This window comes from Streptomyces coerulescens (genome assembly GCF_042657965.1).
Lineage (GTDB): Bacteria > Actinomycetota > Actinomycetes > Streptomycetales > Streptomycetaceae > Streptomyces > Streptomyces coerulescens.
In genome coordinates this window covers 339,316-356,983 of the sequence record NZ_JBHSKM010000005.1, presented here as the reverse complement: position 1 = coordinate 356,983, position 17,668 = coordinate 339,316, and the positions used below count along the sequence as shown (strand labels likewise).

At 70.0% G+C, this 17,668-nt stretch carries 16 protein-coding genes and 3 pseudogenes; 14 read left to right on the top strand and 5 right to left on the bottom strand.

The annotated features are described in order from the left end of the window. Positions 1-11 precede the first annotated feature (11 nt). From ACFPQ9_RS11865 to ACFPQ9_RS11845, 5 genes are all read left to right on the top strand, one after another. On the top strand, positions 12-803 hold the full coding sequence (locus ACFPQ9_RS11865) for a hypothetical protein (RefSeq protein WP_380850964.1): 792 nt from the start codon (positions 12-14) through the stop codon (positions 801-803). Between the two features lie 28 nt (positions 804-831). Further along, positions 832-3,087 carry an nSTAND3 domain-containing NTPase gene (locus ACFPQ9_RS11860; protein WP_380850962.1) on the top strand — a complete coding sequence of 752 codons (2,256 nt, stop codon included), beginning with the start codon at positions 832-834 and terminating at the stop codon, positions 3,085-3,087. 5 nt (positions 3,088-3,092) lie between these two features. Further along, positions 3,093-4,613, top strand: coding sequence for a coiled-coil domain-containing protein (locus ACFPQ9_RS11855; RefSeq protein WP_380850960.1), 1,521 nt, complete (start codon positions 3,093-3,095; stop codon positions 4,611-4,613). Beyond that, entirely contained in the window at positions 4,603-5,958 is a 1,356-nt protein-coding gene (locus ACFPQ9_RS11850) for a DUF4407 domain-containing protein (protein WP_380850958.1), read from the top strand. The genes ACFPQ9_RS11855 and ACFPQ9_RS11850 overlap by 11 nt, the downstream gene beginning before the upstream one ends. A gap of 127 nt (positions 5,959-6,085) precedes the next feature. Then, positions 6,086-6,880, top strand: coding sequence for a sulfite exporter TauE/SafE family protein (locus tag ACFPQ9_RS11845; protein WP_380850955.1), 795 nt, complete (start codon positions 6,086-6,088; stop codon positions 6,878-6,880). A 28-nt stretch (positions 6,881-6,908) separates the two neighbouring features. Here ACFPQ9_RS11845 and ACFPQ9_RS11840 read toward each other — a convergent pair whose 3' ends face one another. Beyond that, positions 6,909-7,385, bottom strand: coding sequence for an ArsI/CadI family heavy metal resistance metalloenzyme (locus ACFPQ9_RS11840; RefSeq protein ID WP_380850952.1), 477 nt, complete (start codon positions 7,383-7,385; stop codon positions 6,909-6,911). A gap of 78 nt (positions 7,386-7,463) precedes the next feature. Between ACFPQ9_RS11840 and ACFPQ9_RS11835 the strand changes: the two genes are divergently transcribed. Further along, positions 7,464-7,877, top strand: coding sequence for an ArsR/SmtB family transcription factor (locus ACFPQ9_RS11835; protein ID WP_380850949.1), 414 nt, complete (start codon positions 7,464-7,466; stop codon positions 7,875-7,877). 4 nt (positions 7,878-7,881) lie between these two features. After that, positions 7,882-7,992 (top strand): annotated as a pseudogene (locus ACFPQ9_RS11830) (aquaporin family protein); the annotation flags it as partial. Between the two features lie 99 nt (positions 7,993-8,091). On the opposite strand, the gene ACFPQ9_RS11825 reads toward ACFPQ9_RS11830, so the two are convergent. Both ACFPQ9_RS11825 and ACFPQ9_RS11820 read right to left on the bottom strand, forming a co-directional pair. Further along, on the bottom strand, positions 8,092-8,496 hold the full coding sequence (locus ACFPQ9_RS11825) for a hypothetical protein (RefSeq protein ID WP_380850947.1): 405 nt from the start codon (positions 8,494-8,496) through the stop codon (positions 8,092-8,094). 71 nt (positions 8,497-8,567) lie between these two features. Continuing rightward, positions 8,568-9,185 (bottom strand): TetR/AcrR family transcriptional regulator, encoded by a 618-nt coding sequence (locus ACFPQ9_RS11820; RefSeq protein ID WP_380850944.1) that lies wholly within the window; start codon positions 9,183-9,185, stop codon positions 8,568-8,570. 124 nt (positions 9,186-9,309) lie between these two features. Between ACFPQ9_RS11820 and ACFPQ9_RS11815 the strand changes: the two genes are divergently transcribed. The 4 genes from ACFPQ9_RS11815 (at position 9,310) to ACFPQ9_RS11800 (ending at position 11,700) form a co-directional block, all read left to right on the top strand. Continuing rightward, on the top strand, positions 9,310-10,221 hold the full coding sequence (locus ACFPQ9_RS11815) for an alpha/beta fold hydrolase (RefSeq protein WP_380850941.1): 912 nt from the start codon (positions 9,310-9,312) through the stop codon (positions 10,219-10,221). Between the two features lie 88 nt (positions 10,222-10,309). Next, positions 10,310-10,753: a helix-turn-helix domain-containing protein gene (locus ACFPQ9_RS11810; RefSeq protein ID WP_380850938.1), complete on the top strand. Its 444-nt coding sequence runs from the start codon at positions 10,310-10,312 to the stop codon at positions 10,751-10,753. A 33-nt stretch (positions 10,754-10,786) separates the two neighbouring features. Next, on the top strand, positions 10,787-11,227 hold the full coding sequence (locus tag ACFPQ9_RS11805; RefSeq protein WP_380850935.1) for a VOC family protein: 441 nt from the start codon (positions 10,787-10,789) through the stop codon (positions 11,225-11,227). A gap of 140 nt (positions 11,228-11,367) precedes the next feature. Continuing rightward, positions 11,368-11,700 carry a hypothetical protein gene (locus tag ACFPQ9_RS11800; RefSeq protein WP_380850932.1) on the top strand — a complete coding sequence of 111 codons (333 nt, stop codon included), beginning with the start codon at positions 11,368-11,370 and terminating at the stop codon, positions 11,698-11,700. A 94-nt stretch (positions 11,701-11,794) separates the two neighbouring features. On the opposite strand, the gene ACFPQ9_RS11795 is transcribed toward ACFPQ9_RS11800, so the two are convergent. After that, positions 11,795-12,571: a hypothetical protein gene (locus tag ACFPQ9_RS11795; protein ID WP_380850929.1), complete on the bottom strand. Its 777-nt coding sequence runs from the start codon at positions 12,569-12,571 to the stop codon at positions 11,795-11,797. A 411-nt stretch (positions 12,572-12,982) separates the two neighbouring features. Here ACFPQ9_RS11795 and ACFPQ9_RS11790 point away from each other — a divergent pair, with 411 nt between their 5' ends. The 3 genes and pseudogenes from ACFPQ9_RS11790 to ACFPQ9_RS11780 form a co-directional block, all read left to right on the top strand. After that, on the top strand, positions 12,983-14,242 hold the full coding sequence (locus ACFPQ9_RS11790; protein ID WP_380850926.1) for a hypothetical protein: 1,260 nt from the start codon (positions 12,983-12,985) through the stop codon (positions 14,240-14,242). A gap of 320 nt (positions 14,243-14,562) precedes the next feature. Then, positions 14,563-14,997, top strand: a pseudogene (locus ACFPQ9_RS11785) (hypothetical protein); the annotation flags it as partial. Next, a pseudogene (locus tag ACFPQ9_RS11780) lies at positions 14,994-15,107 on the top strand (flavoprotein); the annotation flags it as partial. The pseudogenes ACFPQ9_RS11785 and ACFPQ9_RS11780, both read left to right, overlap by 4 nt. A 332-nt stretch (positions 15,108-15,439) precedes the next feature. Here ACFPQ9_RS11780 and ACFPQ9_RS11775 read toward each other — a convergent pair. After that, the gene (locus ACFPQ9_RS11775) at positions 15,440-17,212 is read right to left on the bottom strand and encodes a hydroxysqualene dehydroxylase (protein ID WP_380850923.1); all 1,773 of its coding nucleotides are present in this window, start codon (positions 17,210-17,212) and stop codon (positions 15,440-15,442) included. Between the last annotated feature and the right edge of the window lie 456 nt (positions 17,213-17,668).

Here is a 17,668-nt window from a genome sequence, read left to right as displayed (position 1 = left end):
AGAGTTCGATCATGGGAACGTTCGGTCGCAGACTGCTGCTGGCGGTCGATGCCAAGGGATACGGCGGTGTCGACATACTGACGCAGCGCCAGTTCCAGGAGGCGATCCAACGCCTGCTCGCCGAGGCCGCCGACACGGTCGGCCTCGAGCGGGAGCGGTGGGAGACGCAGGAGGGCGGTGACTCGGTGCTCGCGGTGCTGCCGGACGGGGCCTCCGAGCCGGACCTGGTCGATCCGTTCATGCGTCAACTGGACGCCGGGCTGCGGGCGTTCAACCACGGCCGACTGCCCGAGGCATGGCTTCGGCTCAGGGCCGCCGTGCACTTCGGTACGGCCTCCCCGGCGCCGACCGGCTTCGTGGGCCGGGCGCCCGTCGAGATCGGACGGATCCTGGACAGCGCGGTGCTGCGGTCGGCCCTGGCCGCCGTGCCGGACGCCTGCCTGGCCGTGGCGGTCTCCGCGACCGTCTTCAACGACGTGGTGCGGGAGGCGTACACGACCTTCCGGGCGCAGGAGTTCCGCGAGGTGCGGATCGCCGAGAAGGAGTACGCGGGGCGGGCCTGGATCTGGGTGCCGGGGGTGGACCTGCGGGCGCTGGATCTGGGGGACGAGCGGGGCGAGGGCGGCCGGGGCGAAGGTTCCAAGGACAGTGGTTCGGTGGACGGCGGCTCCGTGGACGGCGGGGGTGGTGAAAGTTCCGGCGCGCTCCCCCAGAGTGCTCCAACTCCCCGGGAAACCACGGTCGTCAACGTCATCCACGGAACCGTCAACACACAGCGTGCCGTCTTCGGGATCCACAACTGAATCCGACTGAACCGAGTGACGGCTGAGGATGGACGAGCAAGAGAGCGAACAGGCCGGCCGGGGTGGAAATCCGCCCGCCGACGGCGAGCACGGCCCGCCGGAGCCCCACGAATCCAAGAAGCCCTCGGAGCCCACTGCGGCCGAAGAGTCCGAAGAGGTCGAAGAGGCCGGGGAACCCGAGCAGTCCGGGGAACCCGAGGAGTCCGACAAGACCTCCGCCTCCGACAGGACCTCCGCCTCCGACGGCGAAGGCACAGGTGACCCGGTGGGGCGGAAGAAGGCCGGGGAGGAGACCCGGGCCGCGGCGAGCCAGGTGCACCACAACAACGTCAACCAGTACTTCCTCGGCGCCCTGGACGCCCCGGAGATCCACTTCGGCATCGGCGTCGCCGACTCCGCCAACGCCCGCCGCCGCGCGGTGGGCCGGCTCGACGCCGGCGAGGCGGACGCCGTGATCGCCTCGTACGTCGAGCCCGACTGCTTCGAGGAGGCCGTGACAGCGTTGCAGCGCGACGGCGTGGTGGTCCTGGTCGGTCCGCCCGGCACCGGCAAGCGGGCCGCGGCCGTCGCCCTCGTCGCCACCGTCGCCGAGGGCAGCGAGTACGTCGTGCTCTCACCGGGCCGCAGCCTGGAGGAACTCGCCAACGGCCGCGTGGAGTTCGCCCGGGGCGTCGGCTACGTACTGCTCGACCGGATGCACGAGAACCCGTCCGCCACCGCCGACTTCGACTGGCGGCGCGTGCGGGACACCGTGCGCGAGCACGGGGCCCACCTGGTGGTGACCACCGTGCACGGGGTGCAGGGCCGGGCTCTTGAGTCCGTACGGCATGTGCCCTGGGAGACACCGGATCTGGCGGCGGTGCTGCGGGTGCGGCTCACGCGCACGGAGTGCGAGCCGGAGACCATCGAGCGGGCCGTGGAGCTGATGCCCGCCGGATGCCGTATCGCGGAAGTGGTCGCGGCCGCCGACCGGATCGGCCGGGGCGCCGAGCCCGACATGGTGTGGACGGAGTACGGCAACAGCGCTGCGGCACCGGTGCGCGACTGGTTCGCCGAGGAGCGCCTGCCGCAGGAGTGGGCCGAGGTCACCACGCTGGCCTTCATCAACGGCGCCGGCTACCGCGACTTCGAGACCTGCCAGCAGCACCTGGAGCACAGGGTGGCCCGCGCCTTTCCGGAGCCGGCCGACGAGGAGGCGGCACTCGCGGCCGCCCGGCGCGCCGCCGACCGCCGTCTGTCGCTGACCCGCAACAGCCTCGTCGCCGTCGAGGAGCGCAAGGACGGCGCGCTCACCCGCGCCGCGCTGGTCTTCCCGCACCCGCAGTACCGGCAGTGGGTGCTCAAGGAGCTGTGGACCAGGCGCCCGACGCAGTACTGGAACGGTGTGCGGGACTGGCTGACCGACCTGCTGCGCGGAGGCCGGGCCGGCCTGGAGACGCAGCTCTCCGTCGCCCAGGGGCTGGCGCTGCTCACACCGTCCGCCTTCGACGAGTTCGTCGCGGGGGAGTGTCTGCACCGCTGGGCGTCCGGAGCCGCGGGCCCCGCCGGGCAGACCACGGCCACGCTGGTGCTGCAGTGCATGTGCCTCGACGAGAGCCTCGCCGCCGTGGCGCTCGGCGTGGCCCGCGGCTGGGCCCGCGCGTACGACCCGCAGCTGCGCTCGACGGCGACCGCCGCCTTCAGCGGCGCGCTCGGCGTCCGCTTTCCCACGGATGCCGTGTCCACCCTGCTGCAGCTGAACGGGCGCGGCGACGGCCGCGGCGCGGAGGCGGCCTTCGCGCTGGCCGGACTCGTCGCCGTACTCGCGGAGTGCCGGCAGGACACCGGCGCGGTGTTCCGGCCGCTCGCCTACCGGCTGCGCGCCCAGCGCGACATGCTGGCCGGCCGCCTCAAGGACGGCATCCTCGACGCCACCCTGACCGTCCTGCGGGCCCGCGACGCGCGCACGGGACGCCCGGTCTGCGCCGACGTCCTGGTGAACAGCCCCGAACAGACCGAGAAGATCGGCGAGTTGTGGGCCGGCGTCCTGGGCAGCCTGCCCCGCCGCACCCGTGCCCTGGCCGGGCTGCACGCCACCTTGCGGGCACTGCCCGCCGTGTCCGAGAAACCCGAGCCGGTCGCCGCCCGCTTCGGCGCGGCCGTCGGCGCCGCCCTGCCGCCGGACGAACGCCCGGCGTTGCGGGCCGGCCTGGCATCGACCGTGGCCCGCACCGCGCCGGCCACGCCGGCGCCCTCCCCCCTGCTGGACATCTTCCTTGACGCCGTACTGAGCACGGAGGACTGATAGGTATGGCCGAGAAATACCCGCTCGTCGAGCAGCGGGAGTACGGACCTGCGGAGAAGCGCGGCGGCTTCCTGGGCCGGCGCGTGATGCGGCCCGACGACGAACTGCCCCGGCTCGCCGGGCACCATGTGCGGGTCTTCCGGGTCGGCGGGGAGTACGTCGAGGACCACGGGCAGCTGCGGCCCGACGACCCCACCGTGATCGGCGCCAGTTCGGTCACCGTCGTGGACCGACGGGTCGAGGTGCCCGTCGTGGTGGAGACCCGAATCCCGTCGGCCGAGGCCGGCGACTTCACCGTACGGACGACCTTCTACTGCACCGTCAGCGACGCGTGCGCGGTCGTGCGTGACGGGATCACCGACGTCGAGGCGCTGCTCCTGGGCCATCTGCGGGCGGTGCCCGGCCTCGTGGAGGACGGCAGCGACCTGCCCATCGTCGACTCGCTGGCCGTACGCGACCGGATCGACGCCCGGCTGACCGCCTTCCACGAGATGCGCCCGGCGGTACTGTCCGGGCTGCGCGCCCGGCACGGAGTGGTCGAGGTCCTCACGCCGAAGGAGCTGGCCGACGCCCTCGCGAAGGAGGACGACGACCGCCGCAAACTGGCCTGGACGCGGGACCGGGAGGAGCGGGAACAGGAGGCGGCCCTGCGCCGCGCCCTGCTGGAGACCGAGCTGGAGATCAAGCGCGAGGAGCTGCGGAACACCACCGCCCTGGCCAAGGAGCGCAACCGGCAGGAGGAGGAGACGCTCCAGCGCGACTACGGGCACCGGGCCGGCGCCGACGAGCAGCACCACGAACTCACGCTCCAGGCCCAGCGCAACCGTTTCACGCGCGCCGAACTCGCCGATGACTTCGAGTTGATCGGCAAGGACCCGAGCGCCGCCGACTTCCTGGCCTGGCGCAACGGCGACATCACCGCCGACGAACTCGCCAAGCGGCTGGACGCCCGCCGGCAGACCGACCGTGAGGCGGCGTTGCAGCAGCGGGCCCTCGACCGGGAGGACGAGCGCTGGAACGTCGAGCGCACGGACCGGCGCCACGAACTGGACCGCGCGGAGGAGCGGGAGAACGAGGAGTTCTGGCGGCGTGAGGAGGCCCGCCGCTGGGAGCTGGAGCAGCAGGACGCGCTGCGCCGCCGTCAGGAGGAGCGCTCCGACGCCGAACGACTGCAGCGCGACGAACGCGAGTGGGACAGGGAGGTGCTCGGGGTGAAGGCCCAGCTGAGCCGGCAGGCCATCGACCGGGGCCTGTTCGACAGCGCGATGCGGGACGCGGGCGAGTTCATCAACGGCGTCAGCGACATGCCGTACAAGCAGCGGGGCGGCGGGAACGAGGTGCCGAAGGACGAGGTGAAGGGCGAGCTGGAGGGCTCCTCCGAGGCGTCCGGACCCGGCGACCGGACCGACCGGACCGACCGGACCGACCGGACCGGCCGGGGTGGCGACGCCGACATCGACATCGACTACGACGACGGCGACCTCGACCTCGGGGGCACGGATTCGGAGGCGAGCCTTGGCCACTGACACCCCGCTGCGCCCGGCCGACAGCCCCGGCAGGGCCGGGCACGACGACGACCGCGGCTCCATCCGGCCCATCGCGCCGGCCACCGGCCCGGCCGCCCGGCTGCGCGGCCTGATCGGTATCCGGGAGGAACTCCTCGCCTGGGTGCCGGAGGAGCGCACGCGCTACACCTGGTACGGCGCCATCGTCCTGAACACGGCCATGGTCGGCGCCCTGTCCATGGCCCTGGCGCTCGGCAGCTTCCGCTCCGATCTGCCTCTGCCGGCCGTGCTCGCGGTCGCCGCGGTCTGGTTCTGGGTCGTGCTGGTGATGGACAGCTGGCTGGTCTCCAGCACCCATGGCACGGCCGTCAAGAAGTGGTCGCTCGGGCTGCGTCTGGTGCTGTCCGTGCTGCTGGGCCTGTTCATCGCCGAGCCGATCCTGTTCCAGATCTTCGACAAGGAGATCCGCCAGGAGATCTCGGTCGGCAACGACCAGAAGGTGGCCGACTACCGGGGCATGCTCGTCGCCTGCAACCCGACGGGCGGCGCGTCCACGGCCGACCGCCCGGAGTGCCGCCGCTACCAGCTCAAGGTGGCCGGCTCGCCGGCGGAACTGGCCGAGCAGATAGCGAGCAACGAGTCCCGGACGAAGGCCCTCGCCGCTCAGGTCACGTCGGTCAACGGGACGCTCAAGGACAAGATGGAGACCGAGCAGCGGCTGTGCGGTCCGGACAACTGGATCTGGCGGAACGGGGTCCGGGACGTCACCATCACCTGCGAACGGGCCCGTGCGGACTCCTCCGCGTACCGCAGGACCAGCAAGATCGGCACGTACGAGAAGCAGCTCGGGACGCTGCGGGCCGAGGGGCAGCGCCTGGCGGAGAAGAAGAACAAGGCCGCGGACACCTACCAGCCCCTGCTCCAGCAGGCCATCGACACCAAGACCCAGAAGCGCGCGGCCGACCTGGACACGGACGGCATCCTGACCCGGGCACACGGCCTGACGCAGGTGGCCGGCTCGGACGGCTTCGCACTGTTCCTGACGATCGTCCTGCACCTGCTGCTCCTGGGCTTCGACGCGCTGCCCGTCCTGGCCAAGTTCATGAGCGGCAGCACGATGTACGACACCGTCCTCGGCACCCGCTTCGAGGCCACCCGCCGTCTGCACACCGACGAACTCCAGGTACGGCACGAGTGCGCGCGGATGGAACACGACGTACAGCGCCACCAGGTCGAGTTGGACACCCGTGACCGTATGCAGGCCCTGGAACACCACTACCGAACGGCCCAGGCGGAACGCACGGTCCGGGAACGCGCGGAGCTGGACGCCAGGATGGAACGCATCCTGCGAGCACGACGGGTGTGACCTCGGCGTCCTGAACAGGCCTGGGCGGCGTGCCGCCGCTCCGGGTTCATGAACATCTCGTTGCCGGCCGCTCCTCGACCCCGGTGGACCTCGATACTGCCGAGGTGATCGAGCGGCGGGAGCGGCAATGGCAGCGGACTGGACGATCTGGGCGGGCTTCGTCGCCGGTCTGCTGATCTCGACGGTCACCGCGCCGGTCGGTGTGTCCGGGGCGGTCTTCCTGCTCCCGGTCCAACTGAGCGTCCTGGGCGTGCCCAGCCCCGCGGTCACCCCGACGAACCTGCTGTTCAACGTGGTGGCGGGGCCCGGTGCCCTGTGGCGGTACCGCCGTGACGGCGCTCTGCACGGCAGCCTGACCCGCCGCCTCGTCGCCTGGACGCTCCCGGGCGTCATGGCCGGCGCCGCCGTCCGTGTCTTCGTCCTGCCAGGCCCGGATGTCTTCCGGCTGCTGATCGCCGCCCTGCTCCTGCCCCTTGGGGTGTGGCTGTGCGTCCGTACCCGGCGACCGGCGCGCAGCCGACCACGATCGGGCACCGCCGAGCCGTCCCCGGGCGCACTCGCCGCCCTCGCCCTGACCGTCGGAGTGGTGGGCGGCATCTACGGAATCGGCGGCGGCTCACTGCTCGGCCCGATCCTCGCCGCCCGCGGCATGGCGCTGAGCCGCATCGCACCGGCCACTCTCGCCGCGACGTTCACCACGTCCGTCGTCGGAGCGGCGACGTACGCCGTGCTGGCCATGGCCCGCCCCGGCCCGGTCGCCCCTGACTGGTGGCTGGGGCTGGCCTGCGGCGCCGGAGGGCTGATCGGCGGATACCTCGGAGCTCGGCTCCAGCCCCACCTGCCCGAGAGGACGCTCCGCCTCCTGCTCGGAGCACTCGCCGCAGCGCTCGGCGCGCTGTACGCGGCGCAGAACCTGACCTGAGATACCCGATACCGGCCCCTTGGCCGCTTCAGCCGCAGCCGCATCCCGCGGTGGCCGGTTCCGCTTCGGCGGCCTGGCCGGTGCAGCATCCGTTCCCGGTGGCGTCGGAGTCGGAGTTGGTGCTCTTGCCGAGGTTGTCCGCGTCGGCCTTGACCACGTACACCTCCCAGGGCTCCCGGCCGGGGCCGTGGACCCACACCTTGTCCTGGAGGGCGTAGCAGCAGGAGGTGTCGTTCTCCTCGAACGTGGCCAGACCGGCGTCCTTGAGCCGAGTGGTGGCGGCGTTGACCTGGTCGGTGGACTCGACCTCGACACCGAGGTGGTCCAGGCGGGTTTCCTCGCCGGGCCCGCCCTCGATGAGGACGAGCTTGAGCGGGGGCTCCGCGAGGGCGAAGTTGGCGTACCCCTCGCGCCGCTTGGCCGGTTCGGTGCCGAACAGCTTCGAGTAGAAGGCGATCGACGCTTCGAGGTCGCTGACGCGCAGGGCGAGCTGAGCACGGGACATGGCATGACTCCCTCTGCTTGCATTGAAGACTGTCAATACAAGCTTGCGCCCTGAATCGACATTCGTCAACATAGAAGTATGTCGAAGCAAGAACTTGTGGTGCTCGGTCAGAACGGACAGTCCGCCGACTGCTGCCCGGGGCAGCTGACCGCGCCGCTGGACCAGGACCAGGCCGCCGACCTGGCGAAGATCTTCAAGGCGCTGGGTGACCCGGTACGGCTCCGTCTGCTGTCGCTGATCGCGTCGCGGGCGGGCCGCGAGGTCTGTGTGTGCGACCTGACCCCGGCGTTCGATCTGTCCCAGCCCACGATCTCGCATCACCTCAAGCTGCTCCGGCAGGCGGGCCTGATCGACTGTGAGCGCCGGGGAACGTGGGTCTACTACTGGGTGCTGCCCACCACCCTGGACCGGCTCTCGACGTTCCTGACCACCGCGCAGAAGCCCGAGACGACGTTCCTGACCACCGCGCAGAAGCCCGAGGCGACCGCGTGAGCACATCCCTCGGGCGCCGGAACTCGCCGAGGCCGTCGGTTCGGCCGCCCTGGTCACGGTGGTGGTCGGCTCGGGTATCCAGGCCACCGAACTGACCGAGGACGCCGGTCTCCGGGGCTCACTTCAACCCGGTCGTCCCGCCCGCGGCGTGCCGGCAGGTCGTGACCGAGCGCGGATTCGAAACGGTCGCGCTGGTCCTGTTCATGCACGGCACTCAGTCGGCCGCGTGGGGCTGGTGGTCGAGTCCACGGAACTCGTCCAGGAACTCGAAGAACATTTCCATCGCGGGCCTGCCCGATCGCTCTGCCTCGCGCTCGATCTCCGTAGCCCAGCCAAGGGAGGACTCGCGGCCGAGTCGTCGGCACAGCCACTCGGAGAAGGGGCGCTGGGCGCCGCCGGGGTTCCAGAAGTCGAACGGCTCCGCGATGTCATGGACTCCCAGGGCGACGCGATAGCCGGTGAGCATGGAGTCCAGGTGCTGCAAGGAACGGTGGCGGACCCACATGCCCGGACGGAGCCGTACTTCTTCCAGGAAGTCGTACACGCCGGTGAGTTCGCCGAGTTGCCTGGGCGAGCGCCTCGTCTCCGCCGCTTCCGCTGCTTCCGCCGCCTCCGCCATGCGAGCACCCTAGTCGGGGCCATGATGCCGGGTGTCGGCTCGGGTCACTGCCACCGCGAACGGCCGCCGCATCAACCCGCCGTATCGACCGAGCGGAAGATGCGGTCGAGATGGTCGTCCAGGACCGCGACGGCGGACTCGGGGCTGCGCTGACCGACGAGGATGCCGGTGCCGAGACCCGCGGACATCGCGAGCAGCCCGGCCGCCGTCAACTGCGCGTCCACACCGGGCCGCAGCAGATCCGCGGCCTGCGCCTGCCGGAGGATGTCGGTCAGGGCGCCTTCGGCTGCGTCGGGGTCCCTGATGAAGGGCTGGGCCGCCAGCGTCGGGTCGGTCACGGCCAGAACGGCGTACGAGGTGTAGAGGTGGTGGAAGACGCGGCTCTCCTCGTCGGTCGGCAGCGCCGTCATCAGCAGCGCCTCGACCATCGCCCGCGGCCCCGGCCGGTCCCCGGCGGCCCGGATGCGGGCGGCGAGCCGTTCCCCGAACTTCCCGGTCAGGTGCTCCAGCCCGAAGAGCAGCAACTTCTCCTTGGTCTCGAAGTAGTACTGCACCAGCCGCAGTGACACGCCTGCCTCGGCTGCCACATCGCGCATCCCCACGGCATGCAGCCCGCGCCGCCCGGCGACCCGGACGAGCGCCTCCGCGATCTCGGTACGCCGTTCCGCATGGTCCACCCGCTTGGGCATCGCCTCGTCCTCCACTCATCGTCCGCCGGGCCCGCACCGGGCCGCTTCATGGTACAGCCGTATCAAGACTGTGATACGTTTCGTAATACGTTCGTACCACGAAACCGAGCCTCCGGAGGTGGCCGTGTCCGAGACCACTGCCCGCACCCAGGCCGACGTCGGCCGCTATGTGAGCGACGCCTGGCGCGACCGCTACTTCGCCGCCTGTGACGCCGTCTACGCGCTGGGCGCACCCGCCCTGGCGGAGCAGGACGTGGAAACCGCGTTCGGCACCACCCGCGTGTACCTCTACGGGCCCGACGATCCCGCGGCCCGGTCCCGCACCCCCGTCGTCCTGGTGCATGGAGCGGGCTCCTGCTCAGCCATGTGGTACCCGAACACCCCCGACCTCAGCGCCGACCGCTCCGTCTACGCCGTCGACACCCCCGGCGACCCCGGACGCAGCGTGCAGCGCGAGCCGATCCACCAGCCCGAACGGGCCGCACAGTGGCTGGACGAGACGCTCGCCGGGCTCGGGCTCGAACGCGTCCACCTCGTCGGCATCTCCTACGGAGGCTGGCTCGCCCTGAACCAGGCGCACCGCAGGCCCGAACGCCTCGCTTCGGTCACCCTGCTCGACCCGGGCGGCCTGGAGAAGGTGGGGCTTCGCTTCTTCGTCTGGCTCTTCGCCGGCCTCTTCGCGAGCTTCGCCCCCAGAGCGCTCCGCCCGCGACTGGCGGCCTGGCTGGAACAACCGGTCCTGGTCATGCCCGAGTTGCGCACCATGATCAGGACGGCCGTCCGCGCCTACCGCATCCGTCGCCCGGCCCCGCTTCCCCTCTCCGAGACCGAACTGTCCACCATCCGCACACCGCTCTATCTGGTGCTCGGCAAGCGCAGCCTGCTCCTGCACCCCGAGCGGCAGATGGAGCGCGTTCCGCGCCTGATCCCGGGCGCCCGTGCCGAGATCATCACCGGCACCGGGCACGGACCGCAGATCGACCACGCGCAGGAGATGAACCGCAGGATGCTGCACTTCATGGCCTCCGCCGACTGACAACGCCGAGCCGACGGGCATCCGGACAGCTCAGGCGGGCGGCCCCCCGCCTGAGCGCCTGAAAGGGAGCACCCGGTGACAGCGCACAATGGGATCTGTGGTCCACGTTCCGATCGCTCGTCATCTGCTCCGCGCCCGGGATCTCGCGGACGCCCGCTACGCCGAGGCACTCACCGTGGCCGATATGGCTGCGGCCGCCGCGCTGTCCCCGGCCCACTTCAGCCGCAGCTTCAAGGCCGCGTTCGGCGAGTCGCCTCACCAGTACCTGCTGACCCGTCGCCTGGAGCGGGCCGCCGCCCTGCTGCTCGCGACCGACTGGACGGTGGCCGAGATCGGTGTGGCCGTCGGCGCGCGGAGCATCGGTTCCTTCACGACGAGTTTCCGCAGGATGTACGGGAGGACCCCGCAGGCGTACCGTGCGGCGCACCCGCCCGCCGCACGGCATGTGCGCATCCCCCGCTGTGTGGCGATGGCCCATGGACGGCCGCGGAACCGCACGTTTCGAGAAGACACCGCGTCGCCCGCTGCCTAGCGTCGATTCCAGGCAACCGACCGAGGAGCGACCATGACGACGACGATCAAGATCGCCAATGCGCAGTTCTGGGTGCATGACCAGGACGAGGCGCTCGACTTCTACACGAAGAAACTCGGCTGGGAGGTGCGGGCGGACGTGACGATGGAGGCGTGGAGCTTCCGGTGGCTGTGCGTCGCCCCGCCCGGCGGGGACGGTCCGGCGCTGGTGCTGATGCCGGTACCGGGGCAGCCGATGCTGGACGAGGAGAGCAGTGCCCAGCTGGCGGATCTGGTGGCCAAGGGCGCGGGCGGCACGCTGTTCCTGGAGACCGACGACTGCAAGGCCGCGTACGACGAACTGTCCGCCCGCGGCGTCGAGTTCAACGACCCGCCGACGACACAGCCGTACGGAATCGACACATCGTTCCGGGACCCGTCGGGCAACAACATCCGACTCACACAGGTGCTGGAGTTCGATCCGGAACGGCACTGACCCGAACCGCAGGGCGTGCTGCCCTACCTGGGCACCCTGACAGATGTCAGGTACCCGGGGCCGCCCCCGTGCCCTTCACTGAGGTCAGCACATGCAAACCGCAACCTCTCGGGGGCACGAAATTGATCCGCAGTAAGACGATGTTCGTCAGTAAGAGGATGTTCGCCGCAGGTCTGGCCACCACCGTTTCGGCGGTGGCCCTGTCCGTCGGCGCCATGGCCGCCCCGGCGTCCGCCGCGGGCTCGGTCGACTGCCGTGGCGCGGTCCACGGTGTCGACACGGACCGGGGCATCGCCAGCTGCACGAACAACAGCGACCGCACGATCCGCTTCCGCGCCGAGGTCGTCTGCGGCCGGGCCCCCGACGTCTCCGGTGACTGGGTCACCCTGAACCCGGGCCAGTACGGCCAGTCCTCCGCCACCTGTGCCTGGTACAGCACGGGTGTCGGCAGCGTCGGCTGGACCATCGAGTAGCACCCGGTCGAACGGGGGACGGGACAGCGGCCGGATGCGCTCAGCCGTACGGCCGCCGCCCCTAGGACTTAGGCCGACTTTCGGAGAGAGCTGATCAGCTCTCTGCTCTCGTTCCTCCCGTGGGGCCGGCATCCTGTCCGAGATGGCGCAGAGCGCGCATCACCGTGTCCGCTTCGTCGCCGTGCAATTCGTGGCTGGGCCCCCCGAGAGCGGCACCCCGGGCGGCGATGTCGCTCAGGGCCCGCAGCGCGGCGTCCGCCTCCTCGACCTGCAGTCGCCGGCCGGGCGCCGCCTGCACATCGCTTCCCATGGCAATGGCGATCGCTTCTCGAGCCGGGAGGAACGCGACCGGGGCCGAGTACACGGACAGGTCGTTCACGCGGACGAGACGCAGCGAGCTGGGTTCTACCTCGGAGCCGGACAGCACCACTTCGGTGTCCTCGACACGCCCCCGAGCGACCCAGTAAGGGCGGCGGCTGTTCCGCCAGAGTTCGAAAGCGACGGCTTTCCCGTCTACGGCGATGGCGATGGCGACGGATTCGGGAACCGTCAGGCCGACCGGAAGTCCCTCACCGGGACCGGGGTGAAGGTAGTCCTCCAAAGCGTCCTCCAGGGCCTCGCCCGCCTTCGGGTTACCGGAGGAGGCGCTGAACACCGTGACGTGCTCGACCTGGGGGTCATAGGTCGCAGAGCCGAACCACAGGCACACATGGATGTCCCCGGTGACTCGGTTGTCGCCGCCCCCCATGAACTGCCGTGACTCCGGCCAGCGAGCATCAACAGCGACGGCCCTGAAGCCGGGCGCCGAAACAGGGGTGCCTTGATCGTTCATGGGATCTCCTTGCTCGCCCGTGATCAGGCATGGTGCCACGCATGAGATCGCGGCGAACGGGTGGGCAGGGACTGATTTGGTGCACTGGCGTCAACTGCCTGGTAATGCTGGATCTTTGGAGCATCGTATGGCTCGGTTTGTGCCGCTGTTGACCGCGGGTTTCCGCGCTGAGGACAGACGACACCCGCGTCCGGACGGGCCGGACGACCGAGAGAGCCAAGTCTTCACCGTCCAAGTGCACTTGGTCGGGCCGATGTCCCCCCAGCCCACTTCTAATTACCGTGCGTTCGTGCTGAGTGGTGGATATAAAGACGGACGGCCAGGCGGGCGTTCCGGAGCGGATCCCCGCCGTCTCGAACGCGTCAGAGGTGGGGATCGAGAGTGTTGTTGTGGAGGATACGAAGATGGGTCACCGTAGCCGTCGCGGCCGCCGCGCTCGGCCTGGGAGGTGTGACAGCCGCGCACGCCGCGGACCAGCCGGAGGTCACCTACGCGGGGAGCGTGTCGGACGACCTCGGGATCCTGCAGATCAATGCCCGGTCCGGGGCCGACATCACGAGCATCACGGCGCACCTGGTCTCGTACGCCTCGCAGACCGAAGTCGCCGAGATCGAGACCAAGGACTTCCGGCTCTCCTCCGGCACCCGTAAGGACGGCAACTGGCGTACCAAGAAGCCGTTGAAGCTGCCGGAATTCGGCTCCTACCGCATCGACGTGGACGTGACGGACGCCGACGGCGTCCACGTGCAGCGCCAGTCGGCGGGGGACTTCGCCTACTACGTCGTGGCGCAGTTCGGCACGCTCACCGTCGACCGCACCGCCATCGACCGGGAACACCGTGACGTAGTGGTGGAGGGGACCCTGTACGGCCGGTGGCCGACCCGTCAGGTGAAACCTCTCGCGGCGCGTCAGGTCGCGATCAATGTCGACTACTGGACGCAGACCACTGTGACCACCGACGCCAAGGGGCACTTCACTGCATCGGTGGGGCTCGACGCCGCCGCACCGATCCAGGCCGTGTTCAGCATGGACGGTGGCACACCGACGGTGCTGTACGGGGAGTCGGAGCCGGTTCAGATCGGTGTCGACCAGATTCCCACCCGTTTCACTTCCACGGTGAGTTCGACCGACATCGACTTCCGTCAACCGGTCACCCTGAGCGTCAAGGTCGAGCAGAAGACCGCTGACGGCTGGGTGCCGCTGGCCGGGCGCTCCGGGGGTGTCCTGTTCGGCCCCGACGACGCGCAGACCGACCTCGTGGGCCGATTCACCACCGCTGACGACGGCACCTTCACGATGGACTACACGCCATGGCAGGGCGGCTACTTCCAGCTGGCCCTGGACACCTCGGATGACCCGTTCCTCCAGGCCGGAACCGGTACCAGCGACGTCGTCCACGTGCACCGGGCGTCGAAATTCACGGCCTTCACGGCAGCCCGCTCCGACACGGGACAGGTCCATGCCGAAGGGCTCATCGACTTCCCCGACGGGTGGACGCCCGCTTCGATCCACGTACATATCCAGTACTCGTCCGACGGCGTGAATTGGTCGACGCTCACCACGGTCGAGGCTTCCTGGGGCGGGAGTGGCAACGATTTCGCCGCGGACCTCGACCAGAGCGGCGCCGGCTACTACCGGGCCGTCTTCGACGCTGACGACAACTTCCAGTCGGCCGCCTCGCAGACGGTCTTCGTGTCGGCGTCCGCCTAGGCGCCTGTCGTCAAAGGATGGTCCTGAACGGGGTTGCGTGAGAGTTCCGTACGGGCTCGGTCTGGCGGGATATGCCCAGGGCGTTACCGCTCCCGGGCATATCCCGCACACGTGGTCCCGCCGACAGGCGGCCGTCGGTACCTCCGAACGGACGTTGAAGGCAGCCCAGATACAGGCGGATGCGGCCGGCGCCGTCGAACGGATGGTGTCGGCCGACTCCACGTTCCTGCGACCCACCAACTCGTTCAAGGGCGACTACTGCACCGACCTGCGGCGGAGCGGCGTGGGAACTCTGGGTGCGGCCGCTACCAGGTTCGGCTCACACCGCTGACCAGCTTGCGGGATCCTACGACCGCCGTACCCCGAAGTACCTGGCAGCCCCGCTACGTGTGCCTCGATCGGCCTGATGCCTGGGCCAACTTCAGCTCCACCAACGTCGCCCTCCACGAAGTGAGTGCCTTGGTGGCCGTGGGAGACACAGGCCGCGCCCTCCAAGCCGCGCGCCCCCTGATGCGCTGCCCGATCCCGGTGCCCGAGCGCCGGGCCGCTCTCTGGGTGGAGGCCGCCCGTGCCTACAGTCGACAGAACCGCCTCGCTGACGCCTGCCACGCCCTTCAGATCGCTGAGGCTGTGCTGCCCAGGATGTCCGCCGTCCGGCAGTACGTGACCTCGTCGCCGACATGGCCGCCCGTCACCGTCGACGTACGCTGCGGCAGCTGCCCGAATTCAGTCGTCGACTGGGAGCCCCGGCGTGACCGACCCGACCACCCCCAGCAAGAAGCCGTTCCTGTACATCATCGTGTGTGCCTGCGGCGTCGCCGGTGATGTCGGCAAGCTGATCACAGCCGCGCAGGGGCGGCACTGGTCAAACGCCCTGACCTGCGCGAACTTGGTGTGCTGCTTGCAGGCTTGGGGGCCTTGTGGCGCCGCTGTTGACCGTGGTTGTCCGCTCTGAAGGGCACGCTATGGGCACGGCTCCGCAATGGTGGACGCGTGACGCGCCAATGCGGCTTTCTGCCCGCTCAGGTTGGGTGGTGCGGCGGACCCACCGCCCGCCACACCACCTCGCCCCGACGTCTTCGGCGTCGGCTCCCTGGCTCAGCGAGAGCCGTTGTTCGGTCAACCCGCAGCTCGATGTCTCATGAGGGGCGCCCGGTCCGGCTCACTGATCAGGTCGAGCGACCGCTCCCGACTGGATCACCCCAGGTCGAACGCGTTCGGCAGGCCGAGATTGAAGCGGAAGCGGTCGTGGCGCTTGAGGCCCTCGAGCTCCGGCGGCCGGAACAACGGGGTGACCGTGCAGCGCGGCGCACTCGAACCTGCTCGATCCAAAAGGGCATTGACCGCCTGGCGGGCCGAGGCGTTCGCGCCCTCCATGGTGGCGAGGTCGATGTCCACGGCGACGTAATCCCCGGAGAGGAAGAAGTTCGGGACCGTGGTCCCGGCCGAAGGCCGGTTGTGCAGCGTGCCCACGGGGTGGATCAGCAGCTCGTCCTGGTTGGTCGGGTGCGGGGTGCCGATCCCGTCCACTCCGGGGTCCAGGAACCACGAGTGCAGCGTGCCGTCGCGCAGCACCGTCTTGCCGGTGTCGTTGAGTGCGTCCTTGAGCTGTGCCCACACCTCGCGTGCGACCTCCTCGCGGGTGCACTGCTTGGCCGTTTTGCCGTACAGGACGCCGGGCTTGTCCCACTCGGAGATATCCACCGACAGACACTCCTTGGCCACGCCGTCGCCGTAGTCGGCGGCGAAGTCACGCCCTGGCCAGTGCCGGGCCTGGGCGATCGCGGTCAGCGACCATGGCGAGTCGATGCAGTTGAAGTGGCCATGTACTACGGGCGGCGTCTCGGTCAGATAGAACTGAAGGCCCGTCATCCAGTCCGTCTGCAGCTTGTCGCAGCGCGCCAACTGTGGGTCGGCGGCGCGCAGTTCGGCACTCCAGGTGCGCCGTGCGTGCTCCACCGGCATGGCAGAGACATAGTGATCGGCGGTAATGGAGCGACGTACGCCGTCCGCATCCTCGATGACGGCCTCGGAGACCCGCCCGTCTCCGCCCAGCTTCACCTCGTGCACGGTCCAGCCGATGCGGAACTCCACCCCCAGAGACGTGAGATGAGCTACCCAGGGGTCGATCCAGGCCTCATTGGTGGGTGCGTTGAGGATCCGGTCGGGTGGGCCGTCCGCGCCCCGGCCGAGCGCGTTGAAAACGAAGGCCTCGCCGAGGGTGCCGACCGTGCGGGTACTGGCTTCCTCGGCCTTGGTGGCGACGATGTTGCGGGTGACGCCGACCGCGAGGATGCGCTGGTACTCCTTCGACATCTGTCCGGCGCGTACGAAGTTCCACCAAGGGGTGGATTCCCAGGTGGAGTTGCGGCGTGCGTCGCAACTGGTCAGGAAGACGACGGCGCGGTTCACGAAGTACGCGATCTCATGGATAGGGAGGTTGAATCCCGTCTCCAGGAATCCGGTGAGGGCGCGTCTGATGTCGTCGAGAGTGAGTTCGGCGGGCTCCTTCTCCCCGGGGATGGGTATCCGCAGATCCTCGCGGCCATTGTTCCGCGCGAACATCATCTCCTTGGGTGCCTCCAGGTTGTCCCAGACGCCGCCTGCGTTCCCGGGAAAGGGGATGCGCCGCATCGTGTCGGGGAGGTTGTGGTAGATCCCCGGGATGAATCGGAATCCGTGCTCCGCGGGCAGTGGCTTGCGGCTCCCCTTCGCGCTGTCCGGTACGTCCATGGAGCGGGCCTTGCCGCCGAGCGCCCGGCGCTCATAGACGGTCACCGCGAAGCCCCGCTCGGCGAGTTCATGCGCCGCGGTCAGCCCGGCGACGCCACCGCCGAGCACGGCGACGGCCTGCTGCCGTCCCTGCGCCGGTGCCGCTGAAGCCGCCGTGCCGGTGCCCAGCGCCACGGCCCCGCCCGCGGCCGCGGCCCCCACCACAAAGGTGCGTCGCGTGCTGCCCGTTCGCCCCATGACCGGTCTCCCCTACCGTCGGTAACACGTGCGGTCCGGCGGAGGAGCCTAAGGGAGTACACCTGGGCACGGAAGGCCGCGGACGCTGTCATACCCGACCCTGAGATCCGCCGCCGTGTACGACGGCGGCGAGCACTCCTGCCCCGCCGCTCGGGGGCCTGTGTGACCCGTCCGGCGGGGCATCGCCCGGGTTCGCGTGGCTCGCGCGGCGCGGTGGCCCGCAGCGTGTCGTCGTGCGGGACCGGAGGGGCGAGCGCGGTCGCCGTCGACCCGTCCGGCGACGCGGGCAGCCTTCCGGATGGCCGGAGTCCAGGCTGTCGGCAGTGTTGCTGCCGCTGATCGGCGGGGTGGGTACCCGGGGCGGGCGTCCTGGGATGTAGGCGCAGGCCAGGACCACGAGGAATGACAGCACTTCAGGATTCCTCGTGGGCGTCGGCCGGAACGGCCGACCGTGGC

Coding starts and splice junctions, on each gene's coding strand:
- ACFPQ9_RS11865 (WP_380850964.1), top strand. CDS start 12: ATGGGAACGTTCGGTCGCAGACTGCTGCTGGCGGTCGATGCCAAGGGA.
- ACFPQ9_RS11860 (WP_380850962.1), top strand. CDS start 832: ATGGACGAGCAAGAGAGCGAACAGGCCGGCCGGGGTGGAAATCCGCCC.
- ACFPQ9_RS11855 (WP_380850960.1), top strand. CDS start 3,093: ATGGCCGAGAAATACCCGCTCGTCGAGCAGCGGGAGTACGGACCTGCG.
- ACFPQ9_RS11845 (WP_380850955.1), top strand. CDS start 6,086: ATGGCAGCGGACTGGACGATCTGGGCGGGCTTCGTCGCCGGTCTGCTG.
- ACFPQ9_RS11840 (WP_380850952.1), bottom strand. CDS start 7,385: ATGTCCCGTGCTCAGCTCGCCCTGCGCGTCAGCGACCTCGAAGCGTCG.
- ACFPQ9_RS11835 (WP_380850949.1), top strand. CDS start 7,464: ATGTCGAAGCAAGAACTTGTGGTGCTCGGTCAGAACGGACAGTCCGCC.
- ACFPQ9_RS11825 (WP_380850947.1), bottom strand. CDS start 8,496: ATGGCGGAGGCGGCGGAAGCAGCGGAAGCGGCGGAGACGAGGCGCTCG.
- ACFPQ9_RS11820 (WP_380850944.1), bottom strand. CDS start 9,185: ATGCCCAAGCGGGTGGACCATGCGGAACGGCGTACCGAGATCGCGGAG.
- ACFPQ9_RS11810 (WP_380850938.1), top strand. CDS start 10,310: ATGGGATCTGTGGTCCACGTTCCGATCGCTCGTCATCTGCTCCGCGCC.
- ACFPQ9_RS11805 (WP_380850935.1), top strand. CDS start 10,787: ATGACGACGACGATCAAGATCGCCAATGCGCAGTTCTGGGTGCATGAC.
- ACFPQ9_RS11800 (WP_380850932.1), top strand. CDS start 11,368: ATGTTCGTCAGTAAGAGGATGTTCGCCGCAGGTCTGGCCACCACCGTT.
- ACFPQ9_RS11775 (WP_380850923.1), bottom strand. CDS start 17,212: ATGGGGCGAACGGGCAGCACGCGACGCACCTTTGTGGTGGGGGCCGCG.